Source organism: Streptococcus mitis, assembly GCF_003942685.1.
Lineage (GTDB): Bacteria > Bacillota > Bacilli > Lactobacillales > Streptococcaceae > Streptococcus > Streptococcus mitis_CD.
This window is the reverse complement of record NZ_RJNR01000005.1, coordinates 94,299-115,386: the sequence shown is the minus strand read 5'-3', so window position 1 is coordinate 115,386 and position 21,088 is coordinate 94,299. Positions and strand designations below refer to the sequence as shown.

Genomic DNA, 21,088 nt, shown 5'->3' with positions numbered 1-21,088 from the left:
TAGTTGTAGTGCCCTGCACATTGGTTCGTCTTGTTCAGTTTTCAAAGGTCTTTGTCACTCACTTCTCTCAAGTGACAACTATATTAGTATATCACAGCCGCTTTCGCTTGTCAACACTTTTTTGAAACTTTTTTAACTTTTTTCATCAAGTGCCTCAACCACAATACACCATAGTCCGTACGGGATTCGAACCCGTGTTACCGCCGTGAAAAGGCGGTGTCTTAACCCCTTGACCAACGGACCTGAGTTATTTTCAACTCTTACTATTATACAGACTTTTTCACCTTTGTCAACTACTTTTTTAAACTTTTTTTATTAATTTTACAACAGCTTCCGTTCGAGCTGTATGCGGGAACATATCGACCGACTGGATATAATGGAGATCATAGACTTCTACTAACCTCACCAAATCACGAGCCAAGGTCGAAACATTGCAAGAAATATAGACCATTTTTTCTGGTACATAGGTAAGAATAGTATCTAATAACTTATCATCCAGACCTGTACGTGGTGGATCTACGATCAGAGCATCTGCTCGGTAGCCTTCCTTATACCAGCGAGGAATAATCTCTTCCGCTGTTCCAGCTTCGTAATGTGTGTTGTCAAATCCCATTCTTTTAGCATTTCGCTTGGCATCTTCAATGGCTTCTGGAATAATATCCATACCTCTTAATGTTTTAACTTTCTTTGCGAAAGCAAATCCAATCGTTCCAACTCCACAATAAGCGTCAATCAAATGGTCTTCTTTATCAACATCCAGCGCTTTTACCGCCTCGTTATAAAGAACTTCTGTTTGTTCAGGATTTAGTTGATAGAAAGCTCGAGGAGATAGTGAAAATTCATAATCGAGTACACCTTCTTGAATACTCTCTTCTCCCCAGATAATCTCTGTCTTTTCACCATAAATCTCACTGGTTTTAGCTGTATTTGTATTCACAGCTACTGTCACAACTTCTGGAAAATCTTTAATTAAATCTTTTACCAGCAGGGTTAAATTAAGCTGGCGGTTTGTAATTATAATAATCTGAACCTGTCCAGTCTTTCTAGCTCGTCGGACCATTATAGTTCTGACACCTAGAACTTTTCTCTCATCCGTGATTGGAATTTGGTGAAAAGTAAGTAATTCCGCTAGACGATTAGCAATCACTTGGGTTTCCTTGTCTTGTACCAGGCAGTCTTTCAACTCCACTAAATAGTGAGAGTTTTGTGCATATAAGCCCGCCTTGACCTGATTCTTAAATTTTCGAGTCTGAAATTGTAACTTAGCGCGGTAGTACTTTGGTTCCTGCATTCCAATCGTCGGGCGGATTTCATAGTTTTCATATCCTACAGGGGCAAATTTTTTCAGCGCTTGGTGAAGTAAGTCCGTCTTGAACTCCAGCTGCTTATCATAATGCAGGTGCATGATTTGGCAGCCTCCGCATTCATTGTAAATAGTGCAAGCTGGCACAACACGGAATTTAGACTTCTTGTTGACCTTCAGTAATTTTGCCTCAACAAAGTTACGTTTAATAGAAGTAATCTGACAATAGATATCTTCTCCTTTGAGAGCACCAGGCACAAAGACTAATGTTTTTTGATAAAAGCCGATTCCCTCACCATTAATTCCCATGCGCTTGATTTTTAATGGTATTTTTTGTTTCACTTTCAGATTCATACCCCTATCTTATCACATTTTGAGTTATAATAGAACTATGAAAATCACAAAACTTGAAAAGAAAAAAAGACTCTATCTGATGGAGCTTGATAATGGTGACAAAAGCTACATTACTGAAGATACTATTGTTCGTTTTATGTTATCGAAAGATAAGGTAATAAGCGAAGAGGAATTGAAGGATATTCAGGACTTTGCCCAATTTTCTTATGGTAAAAATCTGGTCCTCTACCACCTATCCTTTAAAGCACGCACTGAAAAAGAAGTCAGAGAATATCTGAAAAAATACGATATTGATGAAAACATCGTTTCTCAAGTCATTATTAATCTTAAAGAAGATAAGTGGATTAATGACAGCCAGTACGCTTATGCTGTCATCAATGCCAATCAACTTTCAGGAGACAAGGGGCCTTATGTACTGACTCAGAAATTAGCACAAAAAGGAATTTCAAAATCTACTATAGAAGAGAACTTGAAAGAATTTGATTTTTCGGAAGTTGCTCAACGTGTTGCAGAGAAACTGCTTAAAAAATACTCTGGAAAGCTTCCTGCTCGCGCCTTGCAAGATAAGATTATCCAGAATATGACCAACAAGGGTTTTTCCTATTCTGATGCTAAAAGTGCCTTTGACGAATTGGATAGTCAAGTTGATGGAGAAACGACTCAGGAACTCATCTTCAAGGAACTTGACAAGCAATATGCTAAGTATGCTCGCAAATATGAAGGATACGAACTTAAACAGCGTTTAACCCAAGTTTTAGCACGAAAGGGCTACGATTTTTCGGATATAGCAAGCGCTCTCAGAGAATATCTTTAATATTTTCATATAAAATTCACAGATTTTAGGTAATTTTATGGTACAATAGTAAACGATAAACTTATAAATTGTAGAAAGTTGGTTAGTTATGAAGCTTCCAAAAGAAGGCGACTTTATTACAATTCAAAGTTATAAGCATGATGGGAGTCTCCACCGAACTTGGCGGGACACCATGGTACTAAAAACAACAGAAAACGCCATTATTGGTGTCAACGATCATACACTGGTTACCGAAAGTGATGGTCGTCGTTGGGTCACTCGAGAACCGGCTATTGTTTACTTTCACAAGAAATATTGGTTTAATATCATTGCCATGATTCGCGATAATGGAATTTCCTACTATTGCAATATGGCTAGCCCCTACTATCTGGATGAAGAAGCTCTGAAGTATATTGATTACGATTTGGATGTTAAAATTTTTACAGATGGGGAAAAACGTCTCTTAGATGTTGAGGAGTACGAGCGTCACAAACGCAAAATGAATTATTCTGATGACTTGGACTATATTTTAAAAGAACATGTCAAAATTCTTGTTGATTGGATTAATAATGGACGTGGTCCTTTCTCAGAAGCCTATGTAAACATTTGGTACAAGCGCTATGTAGAACTAAAGAATCGGTAAAGTTGTCAAACTGGGGTTAAGACCCCTGTTTTTTTATTTTAAAAACCCAGCTTTACAGCTGGGCTTATCCTTATATATCTAATTTTGTAACTGTAAATTTGATATGAGAATAATCTTTTTCAATATCCTTATCCAGTAAGAAAGCCGTGGCGTCCTTCTTAACCTGAACCAAATCAATATTCTGAGCTTGGGCTGCATAGACGCATCCACAATAACATTGACGATAGATATCATACTCTTCACACATCTCTACCGAACGTTTGTAGCCTTGATTTTTCTTGAAATCACTTGGAAGATAGTGGGTTGTGTAAATTTTTTGCACATCGATTCCGATGCTGTTGATGGTTTGAGAATTCTTATGAGGACTGATGGTCAAAGCTGAGCCAAAGTAGTCAAATCCCAAGTCCATAGCCACTTGCGCCGTCTTATCCAGTCGGTAGTCAAAGCAAACCTTGCAACGGTCGCCACCTTCTGGCTCTTCTTCCAGTCCTCTGACTAACTTACGATATTCATTTGGTTCGTAGGGAGCTTCTAGATACTGGACCGTATTTCCAGTTCGCTCATTGAAATTACTGACAAATTTCTTGGTAACATAGGCTCGCTTATGGTATTCTGCCTTGGGATGGATATTAGAATTGGCAAAATAGATAGTCACATCTGCATACTTGGTCAAATATTCTAGAGTATAGGTACTACAAGGGGCACAGCAAACATGCATGAGAATAGTTGGACGTTGCTCATTTTTCTCCCATACTTGTACCATCTTCTGCATGACACGGTCATAATTAATCTTCTGATTAGGGTTCATCTTGCTCAGAATTTCTTCTACATCGATCATGTTCTTCTCCTTTTTCTAGTCTTATTTTATCATATAAGTTAGGAGAGCTCAAATCTATTTAGAAGTGAATAGCATAAAAAGGAGGGTTAGTCATTCCCTCCTTTTGTACTTTTTATAAGTTGTTTTCTATAGAAAGCTTACATCATGCCGCCCATCATGCTTGGATCCATTGCTGGAGCTGGGGCTGCCGGTTCTGGCTTATTGGCTACGACTGCTTCCGTAGTCAAAATCAAGCTGGCTACAGATGCTGCATTTTGTAAAGCTGAACGGCTCACTTTAACTGGGTCGATGATTCCCTCTTCAATCATGTTGACCCACTCGCCAGTTGCTGCGTTGAAGCCTGTACCAACTTCAGCATTTTTCAAACGATCGATAACGATAGAGCCTTCAAATCCTGCATTGTGGGCGATTTGACGAACAGGTTCTTCCAAGGCACGGAGAACAATATTGCGTCCTGTCGCTTCATCTCCTGTCAATTCCAAATCAGCCACGGCTGGGATAACATTTACAAGGGCTGTTCCACCACCTGCAACGATACCTTCTTCAACAGCTGCACGAGTAGCGTTGAGGGCATCTTCAATGCGGAGTTTCATTTCTTTCAACTCAGTTTCAGTTGCGGCTCCGACCTTAATAACCGCTACACCACCTGACAATTTGGCCAAGCGTTCTTGCAATTTTTCACGGTCGAATTCTGAAGTTGTAGTTTCGATTTGTGACTTGATAACCGCAACACGATGAGAAATAGCTTCAGGATTTCCCGCACCTTCTACGATAACCGTGCTATCTTTGTCTACAGTTACTCTCGCTGCTTGACCAAGTGCTTCAATTGTCGCATCTTTCAACTCAAGACCAAGGTCTTCTGTGATAACTGTTCCACCTGTCAAGATGGCGATATCTTCAAGCATGGCTTTGCGACGGTCACCAAAGCCAGGTGCCTTGACTGCTACCACGTTGAAGGTTCCACGAATCTTGTTCAATACAAGAGTTGGAAGAGCTTCACCATCCACATCATCCGCAATAATCAAGAGTGGACGATTGCTTTGGAGAATACTTTCTAGGAGTGGCAAGATTTCTTGGATATTTGAAATCTTCTTATCAGTAATCAAAATGTATGGATTTTCGAGGTCAGCTACCATTTTTTCGCTATCTGTTACCATATACTGTGAAAGATAACCACGGTCAAACTGCATTCCTTCTACGACTTCAAGCTCTGTTTCCATACCACGTGACTCTTCGATAGTGATGACTCCGTCTTTGCCAACTTTTTCCATGGCTTCAGAGATGTATTCACCGACTTTTTCAGAACGAGAAGATACGGCAGCAACCTGAGCAATGGCTTCTTTATTGGCAACAGGGATGGCGTTGTTTTTCAAGGCTTCTACTGCTGCTGCAACTGCTGTTTCAATCCCACGACGAATTCCGATTGGATTGGCACCTGCTGTAACGTTTTTGATGCCTTCACGGACGATTGCTTGGGTCAAGACAGTTGCAGTTGTCGTTCCGTCACCTGCAATATCATTGGTTTTTGAAGCTACTTCTGATACCAATTTGGCACCCATATTTTCAAAATGATCTTCTAATTCAATTTCTTTGGCAATGGTCACACCATCATTGGTAATCAAGGGTGAGCCAAATGATTTTTCCAACACAACGTTACGACCTTTTGGTCCCAAGGTTACTTTAACAGTATCTGCAAGGATATCGACACCACGAACCATAGCTGAACGGGCATCTGATGAAAATTTAATTTCTTTTGACATACTTACTTTCTCCTTCTATTCTTCAATGATTGCCAAGATGTTAGCTTCGCCTACGATGATGTACTTTTCATCGCCATCTTTGACATCAAGACCTGCATGAGCTTCAACTAAGACACGGTCTCCAGCTTTAACACTTGGAGCAACCAAGTCACCGTTCAAGGTACGAACACCTTGTCCAGTAGCCACAACTTGGGCTGTTTTTGTTTTTTCTTGAGCTGAACCTGCAAGGACAAAACCTCCAACAGTTTGTTCTTTTTCTTCGATTTTCAAGACCACACGGTCTCCTAATGGTTTCAACATCTGTTTTCCTCCATGATGAACTACATATTATTAGCACTCTTTATATATGAGTGCTAATTTATAGTTCTATTGTATCACTTGGTCAGAAATAGTCAAGAAAAAAGTCTGACTTTCTCAAGATAAAAAGCCTGAGAGTAACTCAGACTTTTTAATGCTTAAAATGGCAATTCTTCCTCTTCCAAGACCAAATCTGCCAAATCCTGTCCGGCATTATTTTCACGCATGGCTCGTTGGGCACGACTTTCCAAAAGTTGGAATCCTGTAACAAGTACTTCGGTCACATAGTTCATCTGGCCATTTTTCTCAAAACGACGAGTACGTAATTCCCCATCAACGGAAATGAGACTTCCTTTAGTTGCGTAGCTTGCCAAGGTTTCTGCTAGTCTGCCCCATAGAACCATATTGACAAAGTCAGCTTCACGTTCACCGTTTTGGTCTTTGTAACGACGGTTCACAGCGATAGTTGCGCGCGCTACTGACTTGTCATTGTTGGTTTTGTGCAATTCTGGTGTGGACGTCAAACGCCCAATCAAGATAACTTTATTATACATATTTTCTTCCTCCTACTTATCTATTCGTAAGAAATCAAAAAAAGTTACAGAAATTTGTAACTTTTCGAGGAAATTTCTTATTTTTTATGAATCATGAAACCTGTCGCCTGTTGATTGGCCATAATGGTCATATCTGTAATCTGCACACGACGAGGTTGACTGGTCACATAGATAACTGTATCAGCGATATCTTGTGCCTGCAAGGCTTCGATTCCTTGGTAAACGGACGCAGCTCGTTCTTTATCACCGTGAAAACGTACCGTCGAAAAATCTGTTTCGACAATTCCAGGCTGAATAGTTGTCACCTTGATATCCGTTGCGATGGTATCAATTCGCAGTCCATCTGAAAAAGTCTTAACTGCTGCCTTGGTAGCTGAATAAACTGCTGCACCTGCATAAGCATAAATTCCTGCGGTTGAGCCCATATTGATGATATGCCCTTGATTGGCTTTTGCCATTGCTGGCAAGAAACAGCGAGTGACTGCCATCAAACCCTTGACATTGGTATCCAACATTGTCAACATATCCAGCTCCTCATAGTCTTGATAGGGAGCCAAGCCAAGAGCTAGTCCAGCATTATTGACCAAGATATCAATTTGAGCTATCGTTTCTAGAATATCGGAGCAGACAGTCTTGACCATGATCATATCCGTGACATCTAGTGGAAAAGTCCAAACTGTTTGATTTGGAAAAGTTTCTGCAAACTCCGACTTGAGGGTTTCTAGTCTGTCTATCCGTCGTCCTGTTAAAACAACATTCTCACCCTGCTCCAGATAAGCACGCGCAATCGCTTCACCGATTCCTGATGTCGCCCCTGTAATCACAACATTTTTTGCCATCTTATTTCCTTCTATCTAGTCTATCAGATATTAACAACTTCTTAGGCAGTCCAGTGTTTAGCTGGGTCAAATGGTGTTCCGACAACTTGGTCTTCTGATAATTCAATAATACCACGTTTTTGCGGAGCATTTGGCAAATGCAATTCACGAGGACTACACATCATGCCAAAACTCTTTTCACCACGAAGTTCACCTGGGAAAATGAGGTTGCCTTTTGGCATCATTGCTCCAGGAAGAGCCACAATGGTTTTCAACCCGACACGCGCATTGGGAGCTCCTGCAACGATTTGTACAGTCTTATCACTAGCGACTGCAACTTGGCAGATGTTGAGGTGGTCACTATCTGGATGGGCTACCATCTCGACAATTTCACCAACAACAAACTTAGGTTCCTTGTCATTGACAATTTGTTCTGCAAATCCTTCTGCCTGCAACTCTTGGTTCAAACGAGCGACTTGCTCATCTGATAAAAAGACTTGACCGCGCTCTGCAATTTCAAACAAACTTGAAACTTCAAAAATATTCCAAGCCACTGTTTTCCCATTATCTTTGAGGAAAACACGAGCTACCTTGCCTTTGCGATCCACATCTAGTTTGGCATCTCCGCTATTTTTCGCGATGACCATAAGGACATCACCGACATGTTCTTTATTATATGTAAAAATCATTGTTTCCTTTTTCTCCTATTTCAGTCCTGCTAAAAAGTCGTTAATTTGTTGCTTGCTTTTACGGTCGCGATTAACAAAACGACCAATTTCCTTGTCTTTTTCTAGAACAACAAGGCTAGGGATTCCATATACATCCCAGAGTTTGGCCAAATCCATATACTGGTCTCGGTCCACTCGAATAAAGGTGAACTCTGGATTGGTCTCCTCAATCTCTGGCAAGGCAGGATAGATATAACGACAATCGCCACACCAGTCTGCCACAAAAAGGAAGACCTTCTTGCCATCTTTTTCTACTAAAGATGCCAATTCTTCTAAACTTGCTGGTTGTATCATAAGACTTCCTCCTCATAGACTAAGTCTTCATTTTCATAGACAAAGGTATAATGACGGCCATCCTCAAAAATGATGCCACCAACCAAGCTCTCTAGACTGCTTTCATAGACTTGAACATAGAGGGTCGCAATTTCCCCCATGTCTGAAAAATGGTCTCGCACAATCACTGTCAACTCTTCCTGAGTCTTCATGAGCTTACGGTCATCTGCAACTTTTTTCGTAGCAAGGGCAAGGCTCCCAATACCAAGCAGAGCCAGACCTGCCATCCACATTTTTTTAGCTTTCATACCATTCATTTTAACACAAAAAAGGCTTTAGGACAAATGAGGAAGTAGCAGAAACGCAAGTAAAAAGCCCCTTCCTTTAAGGAAAAGGACTTCTTATACTCAACGAAAATCAAAGAGCAAACTAGGAAGCTAGCCGCAGGCTGCTCAAAGCACTGCTTTGAGGTTGTAGATAGAACTGACGTAGTCAGCTCAAAACACTGTCTTGAGGTTGTGGATGAAGCTGACGTGTTTTGAAAAGATTTTCGAAGAGTATTATTCTTATTGCCAGGCGCCTGAGTTACCAACGTAATAACCATCAGGCGTGTAGGTATTGCGAAGCATCTTACCTGATGAAGCTAGATAATACCACTTACCATTGTCTTTGACCCAATCATTCGCAATCATGGCACCAGAAGAACTTACATAATACCATTCTCCCTTGTCATAAACCCAAGTGCTGGCTTTCATGGCTCCTGAAGTTGATAAATAGTACCACTTGCCTTGATCGTAAAGCCAGTCACTCGCAATCATGGCTCCTGATGATTTAAAGGCATACCAGTTGCTACCTTGATAGAGCCAAGTTTTATTGAACATGACCCCTTGATCATTCATAAAGTACCAAGTTCCCTTGTCCTTAACCCAATCATTCTGCACTAAGTGACCTTGTTGTTGATAGTACCAGTTTTGGTTTGATTTTAGCCAACTTTCTGCTTTTACAATCGGATAAAGTTCTTTGAAAGACCCTCCATCATATTTATGACTGATAGATTTTAGTTTTTCAAGTTTCATCTCGCCATTGTCATAGTCTGCCCAAGCAAAGACTTTTTGATCATTGACAGTCTCTGGTAAGGTAGCAGTGTAAGTCTTGGTGTGATAATCCCATTTAGCATCGAGGTAAGTGTATTGATCATTTGATTCTTCAATACGATAGTAACCTCTCTTTCCACTATCATTATGAATATCATCCACAACTTTCGTTGACCAGGTCTTCACTTCGTTTCCGCTCTTAGCCTCGACCTTGATATCTCCTCTATAGCCATAAGGTACGTAAAAATTCAGGTAACGCCCCTCTACACCCATCATAGACTTGTCCTTTTCTTGACCTAGGAAATTGACAGTTTGATCTTGACCATCGAGACTAACCGTCCACTCGATTTTCTCGGTTTTTGGCAAATCCAAGACTTTGATATCCACTTCATGACCATTATTAAACCGAAGAATCTTGCCATCTTGATACTGCACTCCACACTTAACAACCCATTCTTCTTTAAGCTCAAATGCCTGCCCTGAATGAGGTGAAACTAGCAAAGCTAGGCCTATTAAAGCTAAACTAAATAGTGTGATTTTTTTCATCGTAGATCCTCCTTAGGATTTTTTATGTTAATTATATCACTATGTTTTTATTTTGCAAATTATATCCTAAATATGCAAGCAAAAAACCTCTGAGATTCTTCTCAAAGGTTCTAATTTGGCTAATTACTATTCTCAACTGCTGCAGTAACAAAGGCAGTGTAGAGTTCTTCTGGGCGGTTTGGACGACTTGAAAGTTCAGGGTGATACTGACACGCTACAAAGAATTTATTTTCAGGAATTTCCACGATTTCGACCAAACGATTGTCCGGAGAAACTCCTGAGAAGACAAAACCTGCTGCCTCAAACTGCTCACGGAAGGCGTTGTTAAACTCATAACGATGACGGTGACGGCGTTGCACCACTTCTTGATTGTGATAAGCAGCTGCTGCCTTAGAGCCACGTTTCAACTTAGACGGATAAAGTCCCAAACGAAGGGTTCCTCCCATATCCTCAACATCAATCTGATCACGCATGATATCAATGATAGGGTATTTTGTTTCTGGTGCAAGCTCTGCAGAATTGGCACCTTCAAGACCCAAAACGTGACGAGCAAACTCGATACAAGTCAACTGCATTCCCAAGCAGACTCCCAACATTGGAACATCATTCTCACGCGCATAGCGGATAGCTTGGATTTTCCCTTCAGTACCACGTTGACCGAAACCACCTGGCACGATGATTCCGTCCGCATCAGACAAGAGCTCTGCCACATTCTCTGCTGTCACATCATTGGCATTGATCCAATTGATTTTAACTTCTGCATCATTGGCATAACCAGAGTGTTTCAAGGCTTCGACCACTGAGATGTAGGCATCTTGCAACTCTACATACTTACCGACAAGGGAAATTTTTACTTGTTTCTTGAGGTTCATGACCTTGTCCACCATAGCTGACCACTCTGTCATATCCGCTACTGGAGCGTCTAATTTCAAATGGTCACAAACAATTTGGTCCATACCTTGCGCCTGCAAGTTCAATGGAATTTGGTAAAGATGTTCAACGTCTAAAGACTCGATAACGGCTTCTGGTGCCACATCACAGAACTGGGCCAGTTTGTTTTTAATTCCTTGACCAGCTGGCTCTTCTGTACGAATAACCAACATATTTGGTTGAATTCCCAGTCCACGCAATTCTTTTACAGAGTGTTGAGTTGGTTTGGTCTTCATTTCACCAGCAGCCTTGAGGTATGGCAGCAAGGTTGTATGGATATACATGACATTATCCGCACCCACATCTGCCTTCATCTGACGAAGGGCCTCTAGGAATGGCAAGGACTCGATATCCCCAACAGTTCCGCCGACCTCTGTGATAATGACATCAGAGTCGGTCGTTAGAGCGGCACGCTTGATTTTTTCTTTCAAAGCATCTGTGATATGAGGAATAACCTGAACAGTTGCCCCAAGGTATTCTCCACGGCGTTCCTTACGAAGAACTTCACTGTAAATTTTACCAGTTGTCACGTTGGAATATTTGTTAAGATTGATATCGATGAAACGTTCATAGTGACCCAAGTCCAAATCTGTCTCAGCTCCGTCATCTGTCACAAAAACTTCCCCGTGCTGGTAAGGACTCATAGTTCCCGGATCAATATTGATATAAGGGTCAAACTTTTGAATGGTTACTTTGAGACCACGATTTTTCAAGAGACGGCCCAGACTCGCTGCCACAATCCCTTTCCCAATAGACGATACCACACCACCAGTTACAAAAATATATTTCGTAGACATAGATTCCTCTTTCTAAAATGCTCAAGGTCTTGTCAACTACAAGGGGACATAGAAAACAAGACCCTACTAATAAGAATAATCTGGGACTACTGCACCAGATTCACAACAAATACTCTTCGAAAATCTCTTCAAACCGCGTCAACGTCGCCTTGCCGTACGCAAGTACAGCCTGCGGCTAGTTTCCTAGTTTGCTCTTTGATTTTCATTGAGTATAAAATACAAGAAGATAACTTCTTGAAAAAACAAAAATAGCTCCCTAATAACTAGGGAGCCCCGACCTCTAAAAGAGGTGCCCGAACAATATGATACCTAAAAATAGGAAAATTGTCAATAGCTAACTTTTATTCGTTTGTGTCTAAATTTTTGGGAATAATCAAATATCCTTATAACTCAATAAGAAAGCGAGATTTTTCAGACAAAAAAACTGGAAAAAGTTCCTCACTTTACCCCAGCCCTTGACTATATTGCACTATTTATGCTACAATATTGTTCGACTGATTAAGCAAAGTGTGTGTTTGTCTTAATCGGTGGTGTAGAAGCAGCAACTTCTACACCTTTTTCTTTTTTATATTTACTCTGTTATTGTAACACACATTAGGCAAAAAAGCAACTGTTTTGTATAAAAACATGATAAAAAGACCTCTAAAAATTCTTTTTTTAGAGGCTTTTATCTGCCCTCCAATTCTATTTATGTCCTCTTTTTCTGATGACCGCACCGTGTGGCTTATGGTTAATACGAAACCCTGCGCCTAGTCCCGTTACCCTAAATTCCTCATACTCTTGTCTCCAGGATCCAAAAAACAGCTCGTGTAGCTGATCAATTCGCTCAACAAGAATCATCCTGGCCATGGTACAAGCCCCTTCGATAGACCAATACATCCCTCGATGTTTCATGCGGTAAGTGACCTTTCGGTGCTGACTCTCCATTACCCCGATACCCCGTGAGGACAATCCTCTAAGTTTAGGTGGCCTAGTATCACAGAAATTTCTTAATAATTTCTTACGAAAATTGTAAAAATTATCAAGAGCTTCCTGGCTTTCTATGAGAGATTCAACTGTATCTAGTACGGTCTGAAGCAGGCTCTTCTGATGATTTTTGATGGCCTTAAAAGCAAGATCAAGTAGTGTAGACGGGTACGGCTTCAGAAATCTTTTAAGTTCTTCATTAACATGATAGGCATCCCAGAAATGCTCATGACGTTTAATCCGTAGGACCTTCTTAATTTCTTGAAATATTCTGCGAGAATATCCTTTACCATTGTCCGAGTTAGTGATAAGAAGAGTTCGATCAGTGATTTCAAAATGATTGCAGAGATAGTCTATCAATTCTTCCTTTGCTTGTTCATGGCTTGTATGGATAATCTCATGCTTATTCTCTAGTACATACCGATTATTACCAACCTTCTTCACTCCAGTATGAATCAGGAAATGGGCTAAGTCTGTATTGTGTCGTTCATCATTGCTTGATGTTGTCTTGACGAGCACACCATCTCCCTCCAGGTAGATTTTATCTGCCTGGATTTTTTTCGGTTGCTCATCACCTCTAAAAAGCCGATAGCGTTCCCTATCTGAAAAGAGTCTGCCTGCCATTTTTACAGACTTCAAAACAGCGTCCTTTGTTATCTCCAGGCGATAAGCCATCTTAACTGTTCGACAAACTTCACGGTAGGATAAAACAGAAGCGTGTTTTGCCATGTGAAAAATCAACTCAGGAGAATAACGCATATACTTTTCTAGACCTAGCCACTCATCTACGGGATAACAACTTTTCTTTCCCTTTCGCCAGCGATTCCTAGAGAAAGTCACCTCTCCAAATGTAAAAACAACTGTCCTCTCTGTACTATCTATCCGCTTATATCCCCTCAGTCTCATGGAGGGAGCAATCTGCTCGTCATAATCTCTTACTCGCTTCAGGAATTGCTACTCACGTTTGCGATCTAGTTCTGCGACAAATTCTTTTTCATCAAATCTAAACATACTCTCTATTGTACTGAAATCATGACTAGATTGAAAATATCAGAAACTTTTACAAGGTTTTTTCATCTTCAAAACGTCGGTCAACTTTCTCTTCACGACTACGCACGTGCTCCTTAACATCTCTATAATCTGTGTAATGTTTTAATGTATCATCAAAGAACTCTTGTAAGGCTCCTTTTTCAATTTGGAATTGTTTGATCAGTTGACTGACATCTTCCAGTCCCATATCTTTTGGAACTCCTAAATCATCCAATAGTTGTACCGCTACAAGACTATTTTCTGGAGATTTCTGGATGGCTAAAAGTGCTCCTTCAATTTTATGATAACGTCCAAGTCGCTCATCTAGTTGTCTTAATTCCTCCAGGGTAATCTCAATCTTTTCATTAAAACGATCTTCCAAATGTTGAAATTGTGCTCCATCTGTCACGCCGTGCTCGACTAAGAAATTATATTCCTTAATCAGCTCACGTATAGAGGAAATTTGAGCATTTTTAGTTACGACTGTCTCACCATTTTGTTTGGCCAATTGTCTTGCGACAGTCAAACCCATCATGTACCGATTTTTTTGTGATTGATCAGGATTGAGAAAATAAAAATAGTCTTTCTCTTTGATATAGATGGTATAATTTCCATCCTCATTTTTATCAACTTTATGAGAAGGTATTAAAATTGTACCACTATTTAAAGCTCCCATATCCATCTGCACGTAAATGCCTTGCTTGCTTTCTTGCTCGACCTGCCAGGATTCCACTTCCAATTTCAATTCAAAATCATTTGCCGTTTTTTCTTTTGATTCTTGGTATTGTTCTTTCAATTCCTCCACATCAAAAACTAACTGATTCTTAGAAATTCTCTCTTTTATTTTTTCAAGAGAATAGAGTCCTTTCTTCGATAATGTATCATCTCGGACATTTCTTTGTTGGGGCTGATCGAGCAATTTATACTTCACAAATTTTCCAGAGAAATCAATCTGAAGATTAAGCGCAGCTGACTTTTGTTTGAAATCTTCTAACGACAAAGAGTGCTTCAGAAGAAAATCCAGACGCTCCTTAATTTCAAACCGATAATTATTTTGTCTCCGCCAAGCAGAATACTTTGTATAAGAATTTTTCATAGTAGGCTCAATAATTTTAGCGCCGTATCGTGCCGCATGTTTGTCCGAAATGGCTCTCAAATTTTTCAAGGTTTTCTTTTCCCAACGAAATTTCTTGAGCGTTGAGGTATTGGTGGTATTAAGTATGATATGGTTATGAAGATGATCTTTATCCGTGTGGGTTGCGATCACAAACTCATAATTTCCACCTGTCAATTCTAACATCGTTTGACGGCCAATTTCATGAACCTGCTCAGGAGTCAAGTTATCATCTGGAGAAAAAGACTGGATAATGTGATGGGCCAATACTTGTTTTCCTGAAGATAATTCTTTCAAGTCATCATCTCCTTTTTTAAAGGCTGCAGCCAATTTTGTCATAACCATTTCCTCATCTGCTACGCTAAAATCAGAGATCCCATTGCCAGATACTAGCTTCATTTGAAGTTCACCATTATGATAGACAAGAGGAAAATCAAGATCACTTTCTGCGGTTTCTGACACAAGTGTTTTCGCTTCATTCAGAATATAGCGTACAGCTATTTTTAAATTGGAAGGAGTTTTAATTTGTTTGGGTGCTTTGATTACTACCATTCGTCATACGTCCTTATAGTTTTTACTTTTCGCTCCTGTAAACTTTTCTTCTCTGCGCTAGAAAGTTTGGCAGCTACCATCTCTTTCAACTCAGATAAATAGTCAATAACTTGTGCTACTTCCTCTGTCGTAACCCCTTGATTTTCGTTAGCAAGCTTGGCAATTTGGTTGATGTTCGTGCCCACTCGATTGATAGCAACTCGAAGGTCTTTCAATTCAGAAAAATCAATTTGAACCACCTTCCCTTGTACCAGTTGATTCTTCGCATAGTATTGAAAAGATGGAACTCCCATTTGGGCCATCGCCGTTTTAATTTGACGATCTTCCTCTGGTGTTAGTCGTATCAATTTTTGTATATAGCGTTTTCTATTTTCTCGTTTCTGCATTATTTTTTATCCTCTTTCTCTCAAAGGCTCTGGCATTTTCTGACCAGGCATCATCCCCTGACTTCCTTGTGGCAAGCGTAGCAAATGGATATCCATTTGCGAAATTTAAAAAAATCAGAGAAGGAGAACCTTGTAGTTTTCCTTCTTGATTTTCTCAGTTTTGGGGAAATCCCCAAGCCCCTTTCCTATATCTTTTGGAGTACAACCTCTAACAATTTATCGCAACCAACTGAAGATGTTTTTGAAAATAGATGATTGCTTATCACTATTTTCTACACTTTTTTCTTTCTGACCTTGCAACTTTTCAGCTAGGACAGAAAGTTGTTGAGTAGTTAGAGGCTGGAAAATAGACTGCCCAATTTGTATTTCTGTCAGTAAGATTTTTTCTGTGAGTACAGCTTGAAATTCTTCATCTGTAATCATCTTGAGTAGCTCAATATTTTCTTCTTCCCACTCCAAAAGAGCTGGATCTCCTTCAGGTAGTTGAGACTTTTCTTCCTCTAGTTGCTCCAGAACTTTTTGGCGAGTCAAGTCTTTAGCGTTTGGCGATACTCCTTGAACTCTGTCTCCATCCATGATTGGAATAAAGTCTGAGAGGATGATGATCAGTTGTTCTTCTTGTTCATTGGTCATGAGTGTTGTCCTCCTTGATGATGGTTTGTTTTTAATTTGACCTTGGGTTTATTTGGGGTGTCCCGTTCGGTCATTTCGAGAAACCCTTCTCTTTTTTTGATTGTGCATCTGCTTTCAACTCCTGCTTGTGATCTTCGACAGCCTGCTTGCTCTGATCTTGAAACTTCTCTAGTTTTTGTTCAAAACTACGCTTCGTTTGTTTCTCCTGACTCAATCTTAATTGTTCCAATGCTTGATCCATCCGAACCATTAAACTTTTAGCTTCTTGTTGGACAATATCCAACTGTGCTTCTAAATCAGCAAGTGTCTCCTTATCAGCAGACCACCCAGATAGATAGTTAAAGGAATACTCTGACGTATCAATACCATAGTATGAAGAAACGACATAAGCGACACTTTCAGCCTGGAGTTCAGCGGTGCTTCTAGTTAGATTTTCCTTTTGAGGATTATCTGCATGATGCAACTCTGCATGAGCCATTTCATGTAAGAAAGTTTTAATAATTTGAGCCTTGTTCATCTCATTACTACGTAAAACAATTTGATTTTCTGGGACAGAATAATATCCATGTTTACTATTTTCCATCTCTTCAAATCGAACCGATACATCATTTTCTTTTGCAATAGCCATTAGGGCACGGTAAAGATTTGCATATTCCAAATCAGTCAGCTGTTCTTTCACTTCTGCAGCTTTTGGCATCTCCTTTCCTTCTGTCTGACTAACATCAAAAACTGGCACTAAACCAAAGAATATAACTGTTTCTGGTTTCCCATTTTTATCCAATATTGGTTGGTTATTCTCATCCTTTTTGATTTTCGTCATAGGTTTAAAAATACGTAAAGCCTTCTCACCTTTTTTCACATAGCGACCAAAGTTTTCTTTCCACTGCTTGAAAGAAGCTACTTGCCTTGCTTCAGGATTTTGTGCAAGAATTAAGCGTAAGTTGCGATTAGAATAATTATTTAGTTGGCTCATTTTCGTTAGATAGTCTTTGTACTTATCTGAATCCAGAAACTCCTTAATCCCTTCTTTAAGATGACGACTTAATCCTGCCATATCTTTATTTTGAATAAAATCTGCGACTGCAAGACTGCCAGCTGCTAACACAACTTCGTCCGCTTGTAGACTCTCCTCGCCCTCTGGTTTAGAACCTGGTTTCGATCTAAAATCATACGTATTTGTTCCCTGCAACAACTCCTCATCATCAGAAACTCCGTCAGCATCCGCATCACGTTCCAACTCCTGCTTGTTGTAGCCTTGTTCTTCTAGTTTGATTTCTTCCTCTTGTGATTTTTCAAATTCTTCTCGAACTGTGGCGATCGTTTGTTCAACTTTTTCTGATAAACTTTTGATTTCTTTTTGCCATTTTTCTACAAGAGCTACTTGTTCCAACGGAGAATCCTTGACTCCCAACTTCTCAAACCAAGCAGATAGATTTTCGACCTCAACACTATCCATTCCATCAAAGGAGATAAATCCAAGACGACTATCATGACTACTATCTGAAAAACCAATCGGACTATTTTCTAACACTCCGTAAGGTACTTGAGATAAAAGTTGTTCTGCGTAAGGAGTATCTTCCAAAGCGTAACTAAACTGAGAAATATCTAACTCACTCGCCAATCTCTCCAGATGATACTGAGTGAATATGGTCCCATCTATCTTCATCAATTCTGGGTGCTCCCTCATTTCTCGTGTTCCAAGTCTTTCTTTATGAGCGATTGGGTTAATCTCCTCACCGATATTGTAACGAATACTATCCTGGATCAGTTCACCATCGGGAGCGTAGATACTAAACTGAATCTTAGTTGGAGAGATGTAGCCTTCTGGGTGACCACCAGTCACTTGTTTTAGCCCTTCCTGATGTAACTGATAGAAGCTCTGATTGGCCTTGTATAGCTCTCTAGCAAATTCTTGATACAAAATCAGCTCTGTCTCTTTAAAGGGCAATTTAGGCCCATCTGGTAGCTCCTCAGTCCATTGAAGGCGTACATGGTAGTTCTCCTTATAGATATGATCTTGTCTCCACTCTTTATAAAAGTCTGAGTTTGTATCTAGGAGATGATCTTCTCCAGCTGCAGCAACAATCTGGTCAAATTTATCATTGTACCGTTTCGCATAGTCAAGATACTGATTCCAGGCTTGATGAAATTCTTCTGGAGTTTTTGAGATGTCACCTGGCACACCTAAATTATAGACAGTATCTAAGACTTGAGTAAACATAGCCGAATCAAGTAGTGGGCTATTCAGTGTGTTCTCAGGAGTTATTTGTTCAATTCCCTTAGTTGTATCAGGCTTGATTTCTTCAAACAAGCCATCTTTCAAAATGGTTTGCAACTCATTTCCTCTATCCTTGACATAATCCTCATTGATAGACAACTGTTCAATATTACCATCACGTTCACGAAAGACAGCAAGTATAACTTTTTCCTTAGTTTTCTCTACATCAACTTTTAGATCTCTATTGATTTTCATGAGAGATGCAGGGACACGTTCTTCTCCTATATCTTTGAAAAGAAGCAAGAAATCCTCGTCTTTACTCTTGATAGCTTCTGAAAAGTTAAGTCGTTGCGCAATTCTCACTTCGTCTAAGTTATCCAAAACAAACGATTTAGGATCAAGAATATCCTCTAACATAGGAATAACTTGTAATTTTTCTTTTAGACTATTACTAACCAGTATTTGATTATAGTCTCCCCTTCCCTCAGCAAAATCGACTACAAAATCTCCAGCATTCCTACCTGGAACAACTGGCCTGATTCCTGTTAAGTGTAAAAAGTTTTCTCGTTTAAAATTAACATCTAACAAACTCACCTCTCCATTATTGGAATAGAAATAATAGATTTTACTATTCGCTAACTCCTCTAGATACCATTGAGATGATTTCTGAATAGAACCAGCGTACTGATTCATTCTTTTCAAATCATCAGATGTAATTGGATGGTATTTCGATTGTCTTCGTTGCACTTCCTCAAAAGTTGTGCTAAAATGTAAGTAACGATAGGGTGATGTCGGGTGACTGGCAACAGTTTGCTCAAAGGTTGCTGATAATTCAGCTTCAGGTTCGGCACTGCCTACAGCATCATGCTGTGAATAGCCCTCTCCACCACTGGCCCTATCATTCATTTGCTCCTGAGAGTTCTCAGGAGCTTTTTCTGTGCTCTGAATTTGTTTTTTAGGCTCCCCACCATCTCCAAGAGGATTGGAAGGTTTTTCATAGGTCACTGTTTTGTCCGAATCAATAACCATTTGTTTTCTAGGCTCTACTGAAAACCCTATATTATTCCAGTTCTCCTTCAACCATGTTGCATCTTCAGGAGAGAGGTGACTGGTATCAGGAAAGTGACTTGATGCTTGAATTTCCTCCGTTTGCTCCAGCTGTTTTTCCTGCTTCAGGATTTCATTCCAGTCTATCTTCTCCTGGCCCTCACGTTTTGGTGGTCTTGCATCGACAACTGGGATTTTTTTCTCCCGTAGTTTCGTCATAAAGTCTGTACCTGCTTTATCACGATCAACTGCCAGTGTGATAAGATTATCATATTTGTGATCTTGGAAAAGCGTAGAGGTTTCCGCTGCAACAGATAGGAATCTCGAGGTACGTGTTAGTTCGCTAGACTTGGTATAATCCCTTTCATCCATCGCAATCTCCCCTCGCTCCTGCAAAATTTCAAGAACATAGTGAGACAAAACTCCCTCTTTTAATCCTTCCATCGCAACCAGTCGAACATCGTTTAATTCGCCCTTATGAAGCTCATAATAGCTCATAAGGTCAATTGGTGCCTCTGTCACAATTAAACGCTCAGGAGAGCCTATAGAAACGTTTAAGCCACTGATAGCCTCTGATTGATACATGATTTGTTTCAAGTAGCCCTTACCTGGATGACGTTCTTGATCAGGGACAAGTCCCTGAAGGCTCGCACCTACCAGTTGCTGATTTCTATCCAAGTATTTAAAAACTAATACATCTTCTATAACGCCCTCTTTGTCCTTACGTTTAGCTTGGGCTAATACTCCCTTCTCAAGGAAGAAGTCGATTGTATCATCAGAGAGACCTCTAATCTCCTTGAGATAGGTTCTCGCCTCCACAAATGGTTGTTCGTAAGGTGCTAGTGTATAGTTGAAAGGTTTACGTTCTTCCTCTACTGGTTTTGCTTCAGGAAAGGAACCTGTCTCTAAGAATACCATGGCTTCCTTATAGCTGACATTTTGCATTTGTTGCACGAGATTGATAGTATCACCAAAGAGGTTTTGAGAATACCAATGCCAGGTATTCTTGACAGTATCAATCTTAAATGAGTCATGCTCAGCCCAATAATACTCTCGATGTGACTTTCGCTTCATCTCCATTCCAAGGCTACGAGCTACTTCTAAAATATCCAGCGATTTGGCCTGTGCTTTTGTTAAAGGCATACTTTTTCCTCCTCTACTAATTCCTTAAATAAAAGATATCCTTCAGGAGTTGCATCTAGTTCACTAACAACTATTGGATCTTCCTTACTCGTTGTCACAAAAAGATGAGGAGCTAATTGATAGAAAGTCTCCTCATCTGCCTGTTTGAATAGCTGCCAAATAGCATAACGTTCTGTGGCTAAATTTTCTAGCTTTAATGCTAGAACCTGCGAGATACTCTCCAGGTATCCTAATTGTGTTTTAGGTGTTTCCATCCTACTATCCTTTCTGTA

The 21,088-nt window shown here is 40.0% G+C and carries 19 protein-coding genes and 1 tRNA gene; 2 read left to right on the top strand and 18 right to left on the bottom strand.

Going from position 1 to position 21,088, the window contains the following annotated elements; translation table 11 throughout:
- Positions 1-171 precede the first annotated feature (171 nt).
- Together D8855_RS05470 and rlmD are read right to left on the bottom strand one after the other, a co-directional pair.
- A tRNA-Glu gene (locus D8855_RS05470) sits at positions 172-243 on the bottom strand.
- A 58-nt stretch (positions 244-301) separates the two neighbouring features.
- A complete protein-coding gene (gene rlmD, locus D8855_RS05465; protein WP_125416429.1) occupies positions 302-1,657 on the bottom strand; it encodes a 23S rRNA (uracil(1939)-C(5))-methyltransferase RlmD in 1,356 nt (451 codons plus the stop codon).
- 37 nt (positions 1,658-1,694) lie between these two features.
- Here rlmD and recX point away from each other — a divergent pair, with 37 nt between their 5' ends.
- Positions 1,695-2,471: a recombination regulator RecX gene (recX, locus tag D8855_RS05460; protein WP_049493593.1), complete on the top strand. Its 777-nt coding sequence runs from the start codon at positions 1,695-1,697 to the stop codon at positions 2,469-2,471.
- Positions 2,472-2,559: 88 nt separating this feature from the next.
- Positions 2,560-3,093 carry a nucleoside tri-diphosphate phosphatase gene (gene ntdP / locus D8855_RS05455; protein ID WP_000775316.1) on the top strand — a complete coding sequence of 178 codons (534 nt, stop codon included), beginning with the start codon at positions 2,560-2,562 and terminating at the stop codon, positions 3,091-3,093.
- A 70-nt stretch (positions 3,094-3,163) separates the two neighbouring features.
- Here ntdP and D8855_RS05450 read toward each other — a convergent pair whose 3' ends face one another.
- The 16 genes from D8855_RS05450 to D8855_RS05370 form a co-directional block, all read right to left on the bottom strand.
- Complete coding sequence (locus D8855_RS05450; protein WP_125416427.1) at positions 3,164-3,931, bottom strand: epoxyqueuosine reductase QueH; 768 nt, start codon at positions 3,929-3,931, stop codon at positions 3,164-3,166.
- Positions 3,932-4,068: 137 nt separating this feature from the next.
- Positions 4,069-5,691, bottom strand: coding sequence for a chaperonin GroEL (gene groL / locus D8855_RS05445; RefSeq protein WP_070526425.1), 1,623 nt, complete (start codon positions 5,689-5,691; stop codon positions 4,069-4,071).
- 15 nt (positions 5,692-5,706) lie between these two features.
- On the bottom strand, positions 5,707-5,991 hold the full coding sequence (groES, locus tag D8855_RS05440) for a co-chaperone GroES (RefSeq protein WP_000917323.1): 285 nt from the start codon (positions 5,989-5,991) through the stop codon (positions 5,707-5,709).
- Positions 5,992-6,146: 155 nt separating this feature from the next.
- On the bottom strand, positions 6,147-6,542 hold the full coding sequence (locus D8855_RS05435; RefSeq protein ID WP_000282442.1) for a single-stranded DNA-binding protein: 396 nt from the start codon (positions 6,540-6,542) through the stop codon (positions 6,147-6,149).
- A 77-nt stretch (positions 6,543-6,619) separates the two neighbouring features.
- A complete protein-coding gene (locus D8855_RS05430; protein WP_125416425.1) occupies positions 6,620-7,381 on the bottom strand; it encodes an SDR family NAD(P)-dependent oxidoreductase in 762 nt (253 codons plus the stop codon).
- A 41-nt stretch (positions 7,382-7,422) separates the two neighbouring features.
- Positions 7,423-8,049, bottom strand: coding sequence for a YtpR family tRNA-binding protein (gene ytpR, locus D8855_RS05425; RefSeq protein WP_125416423.1), 627 nt, complete (start codon positions 8,047-8,049; stop codon positions 7,423-7,425).
- Positions 8,050-8,064: 15 nt separating this feature from the next.
- Complete coding sequence (locus tag D8855_RS05420; RefSeq protein ID WP_000615777.1) at positions 8,065-8,382, bottom strand: thioredoxin family protein; 318 nt, start codon at positions 8,380-8,382, stop codon at positions 8,065-8,067.
- A complete protein-coding gene (locus D8855_RS05415) occupies positions 8,379-8,678 on the bottom strand; it encodes a DUF4651 domain-containing protein (RefSeq protein WP_125416421.1) in 300 nt (99 codons plus the stop codon). The genes D8855_RS05420 and D8855_RS05415 overlap by 4 nt, the downstream gene beginning before the upstream one ends.
- A 249-nt stretch (positions 8,679-8,927) precedes the next feature.
- Positions 8,928-10,001: an N-acetylmuramoyl-L-alanine amidase family protein gene (locus tag D8855_RS05410; protein ID WP_185757566.1), complete on the bottom strand. Its 1,074-nt coding sequence runs from the start codon at positions 9,999-10,001 to the stop codon at positions 8,928-8,930.
- A gap of 119 nt (positions 10,002-10,120) precedes the next feature.
- Positions 10,121-11,728, bottom strand: a complete 1,608-nt coding sequence (locus tag D8855_RS05405; protein ID WP_000105246.1) for a CTP synthase — start codon at positions 11,726-11,728, stop codon at positions 10,121-10,123.
- 684 nt (positions 11,729-12,412) lie between these two features.
- Positions 12,413-13,642 carry an ISLre2 family transposase gene (locus tag D8855_RS05395; RefSeq protein WP_260467324.1) on the bottom strand — a complete coding sequence of 410 codons (1,230 nt, stop codon included), beginning with the start codon at positions 13,640-13,642 and terminating at the stop codon, positions 12,413-12,415.
- Positions 13,643-13,754: 112 nt separating this feature from the next.
- A complete protein-coding gene (locus tag D8855_RS05390; protein WP_125416419.1) occupies positions 13,755-15,389 on the bottom strand; it encodes a relaxase/mobilization nuclease domain-containing protein in 1,635 nt (544 codons plus the stop codon).
- Positions 15,383-15,775 (bottom strand): plasmid mobilization protein, encoded by a 393-nt coding sequence (locus D8855_RS05385; protein ID WP_001171917.1) that lies wholly within the window; start codon positions 15,773-15,775, stop codon positions 15,383-15,385. The genes D8855_RS05390 and D8855_RS05385 overlap by 7 nt, the downstream gene beginning before the upstream one ends.
- A 216-nt stretch (positions 15,776-15,991) precedes the next feature.
- Positions 15,992-16,408, bottom strand: coding sequence for a hypothetical protein (locus D8855_RS05380; RefSeq protein ID WP_125416417.1), 417 nt, complete (start codon positions 16,406-16,408; stop codon positions 15,992-15,994).
- A 70-nt stretch (positions 16,409-16,478) separates the two neighbouring features.
- Positions 16,479-20,816: a PBECR4 domain-containing protein gene (locus tag D8855_RS05375; RefSeq protein ID WP_125416415.1), complete on the bottom strand. Its 4,338-nt coding sequence runs from the start codon at positions 20,814-20,816 to the stop codon at positions 16,479-16,481.
- The gene (locus D8855_RS05370) at positions 20,807-21,070 is read right to left on the bottom strand and encodes a hypothetical protein (protein WP_125416413.1); all 264 of its coding nucleotides are present in this window, start codon (positions 21,068-21,070) and stop codon (positions 20,807-20,809) included. The genes D8855_RS05375 and D8855_RS05370 overlap by 10 nt, the downstream gene beginning before the upstream one ends.
- Positions 21,071-21,088 lie beyond the last annotated feature (18 nt).

What these genes read in the sequence shown, in the direction of transcription:
- rlmD (WP_125416429.1), bottom strand. Translation starts at nt 1,657, where the DNA reads ATGAATCTGAAAGTGAAACAAAAAATACCATTAAAAATCAAGCGCATG.
- recX (WP_049493593.1), top strand. Translation starts at nt 1,695, where the DNA reads ATGAAAATCACAAAACTTGAAAAGAAAAAAAGACTCTATCTGATGGAG.
- ntdP (WP_000775316.1), top strand. Translation starts at nt 2,560, where the DNA reads ATGAAGCTTCCAAAAGAAGGCGACTTTATTACAATTCAAAGTTATAAG.
- D8855_RS05450 (WP_125416427.1), bottom strand. Translation starts at nt 3,931, where the DNA reads ATGATCGATGTAGAAGAAATTCTGAGCAAGATGAACCCTAATCAGAAG.
- groL (WP_070526425.1), bottom strand. Translation starts at nt 5,691, where the DNA reads ATGTCAAAAGAAATTAAATTTTCATCAGATGCCCGTTCAGCTATGGTT.
- groES (WP_000917323.1), bottom strand. Translation starts at nt 5,991, where the DNA reads ATGTTGAAACCATTAGGAGACCGTGTGGTCTTGAAAATCGAAGAAAAA.
- D8855_RS05435 (WP_000282442.1), bottom strand. Translation starts at nt 6,542, where the DNA reads ATGTATAATAAAGTTATCTTGATTGGGCGTTTGACGTCCACACCAGAA.
- D8855_RS05430 (WP_125416425.1), bottom strand. Translation starts at nt 7,381, where the DNA reads ATGGCAAAAAATGTTGTGATTACAGGGGCGACATCAGGAATCGGTGAA.
- ytpR (WP_125416423.1), bottom strand. Translation starts at nt 8,049, where the DNA reads ATGATTTTTACATATAATAAAGAACATGTCGGTGATGTCCTTATGGTC.
- D8855_RS05420 (WP_000615777.1), bottom strand. Translation starts at nt 8,382, where the DNA reads ATGATACAACCAGCAAGTTTAGAAGAATTGGCATCTTTAGTAGAAAAA.
- D8855_RS05415 (WP_125416421.1), bottom strand. Translation starts at nt 8,678, where the DNA reads ATGAATGGTATGAAAGCTAAAAAAATGTGGATGGCAGGTCTGGCTCTG.
- D8855_RS05410 (WP_185757566.1), bottom strand. Translation starts at nt 10,001, where the DNA reads ATGAAAAAAATCACACTATTTAGTTTAGCTTTAATAGGCCTAGCTTTG.
- D8855_RS05405 (WP_000105246.1), bottom strand. Translation starts at nt 11,728, where the DNA reads ATGTCTACGAAATATATTTTTGTAACTGGTGGTGTGGTATCGTCTATT.
- D8855_RS05390 (WP_125416419.1), bottom strand. Translation starts at nt 15,389, where the DNA reads ATGGTAGTAATCAAAGCACCCAAACAAATTAAAACTCCTTCCAATTTA.
- D8855_RS05385 (WP_001171917.1), bottom strand. Translation starts at nt 15,775, where the DNA reads ATGCAGAAACGAGAAAATAGAAAACGCTATATACAAAAATTGATACGA.
- D8855_RS05380 (WP_125416417.1), bottom strand. Translation starts at nt 16,408, where the DNA reads ATGACCAATGAACAAGAAGAACAACTGATCATCATCCTCTCAGACTTT.
- D8855_RS05375 (WP_125416415.1), bottom strand. Translation starts at nt 20,816, where the DNA reads ATGCCTTTAACAAAAGCACAGGCCAAATCGCTGGATATTTTAGAAGTA.
- D8855_RS05370 (WP_125416413.1), bottom strand. Translation starts at nt 21,070, where the DNA reads ATGGAAACACCTAAAACACAATTAGGATACCTGGAGAGTATCTCGCAG.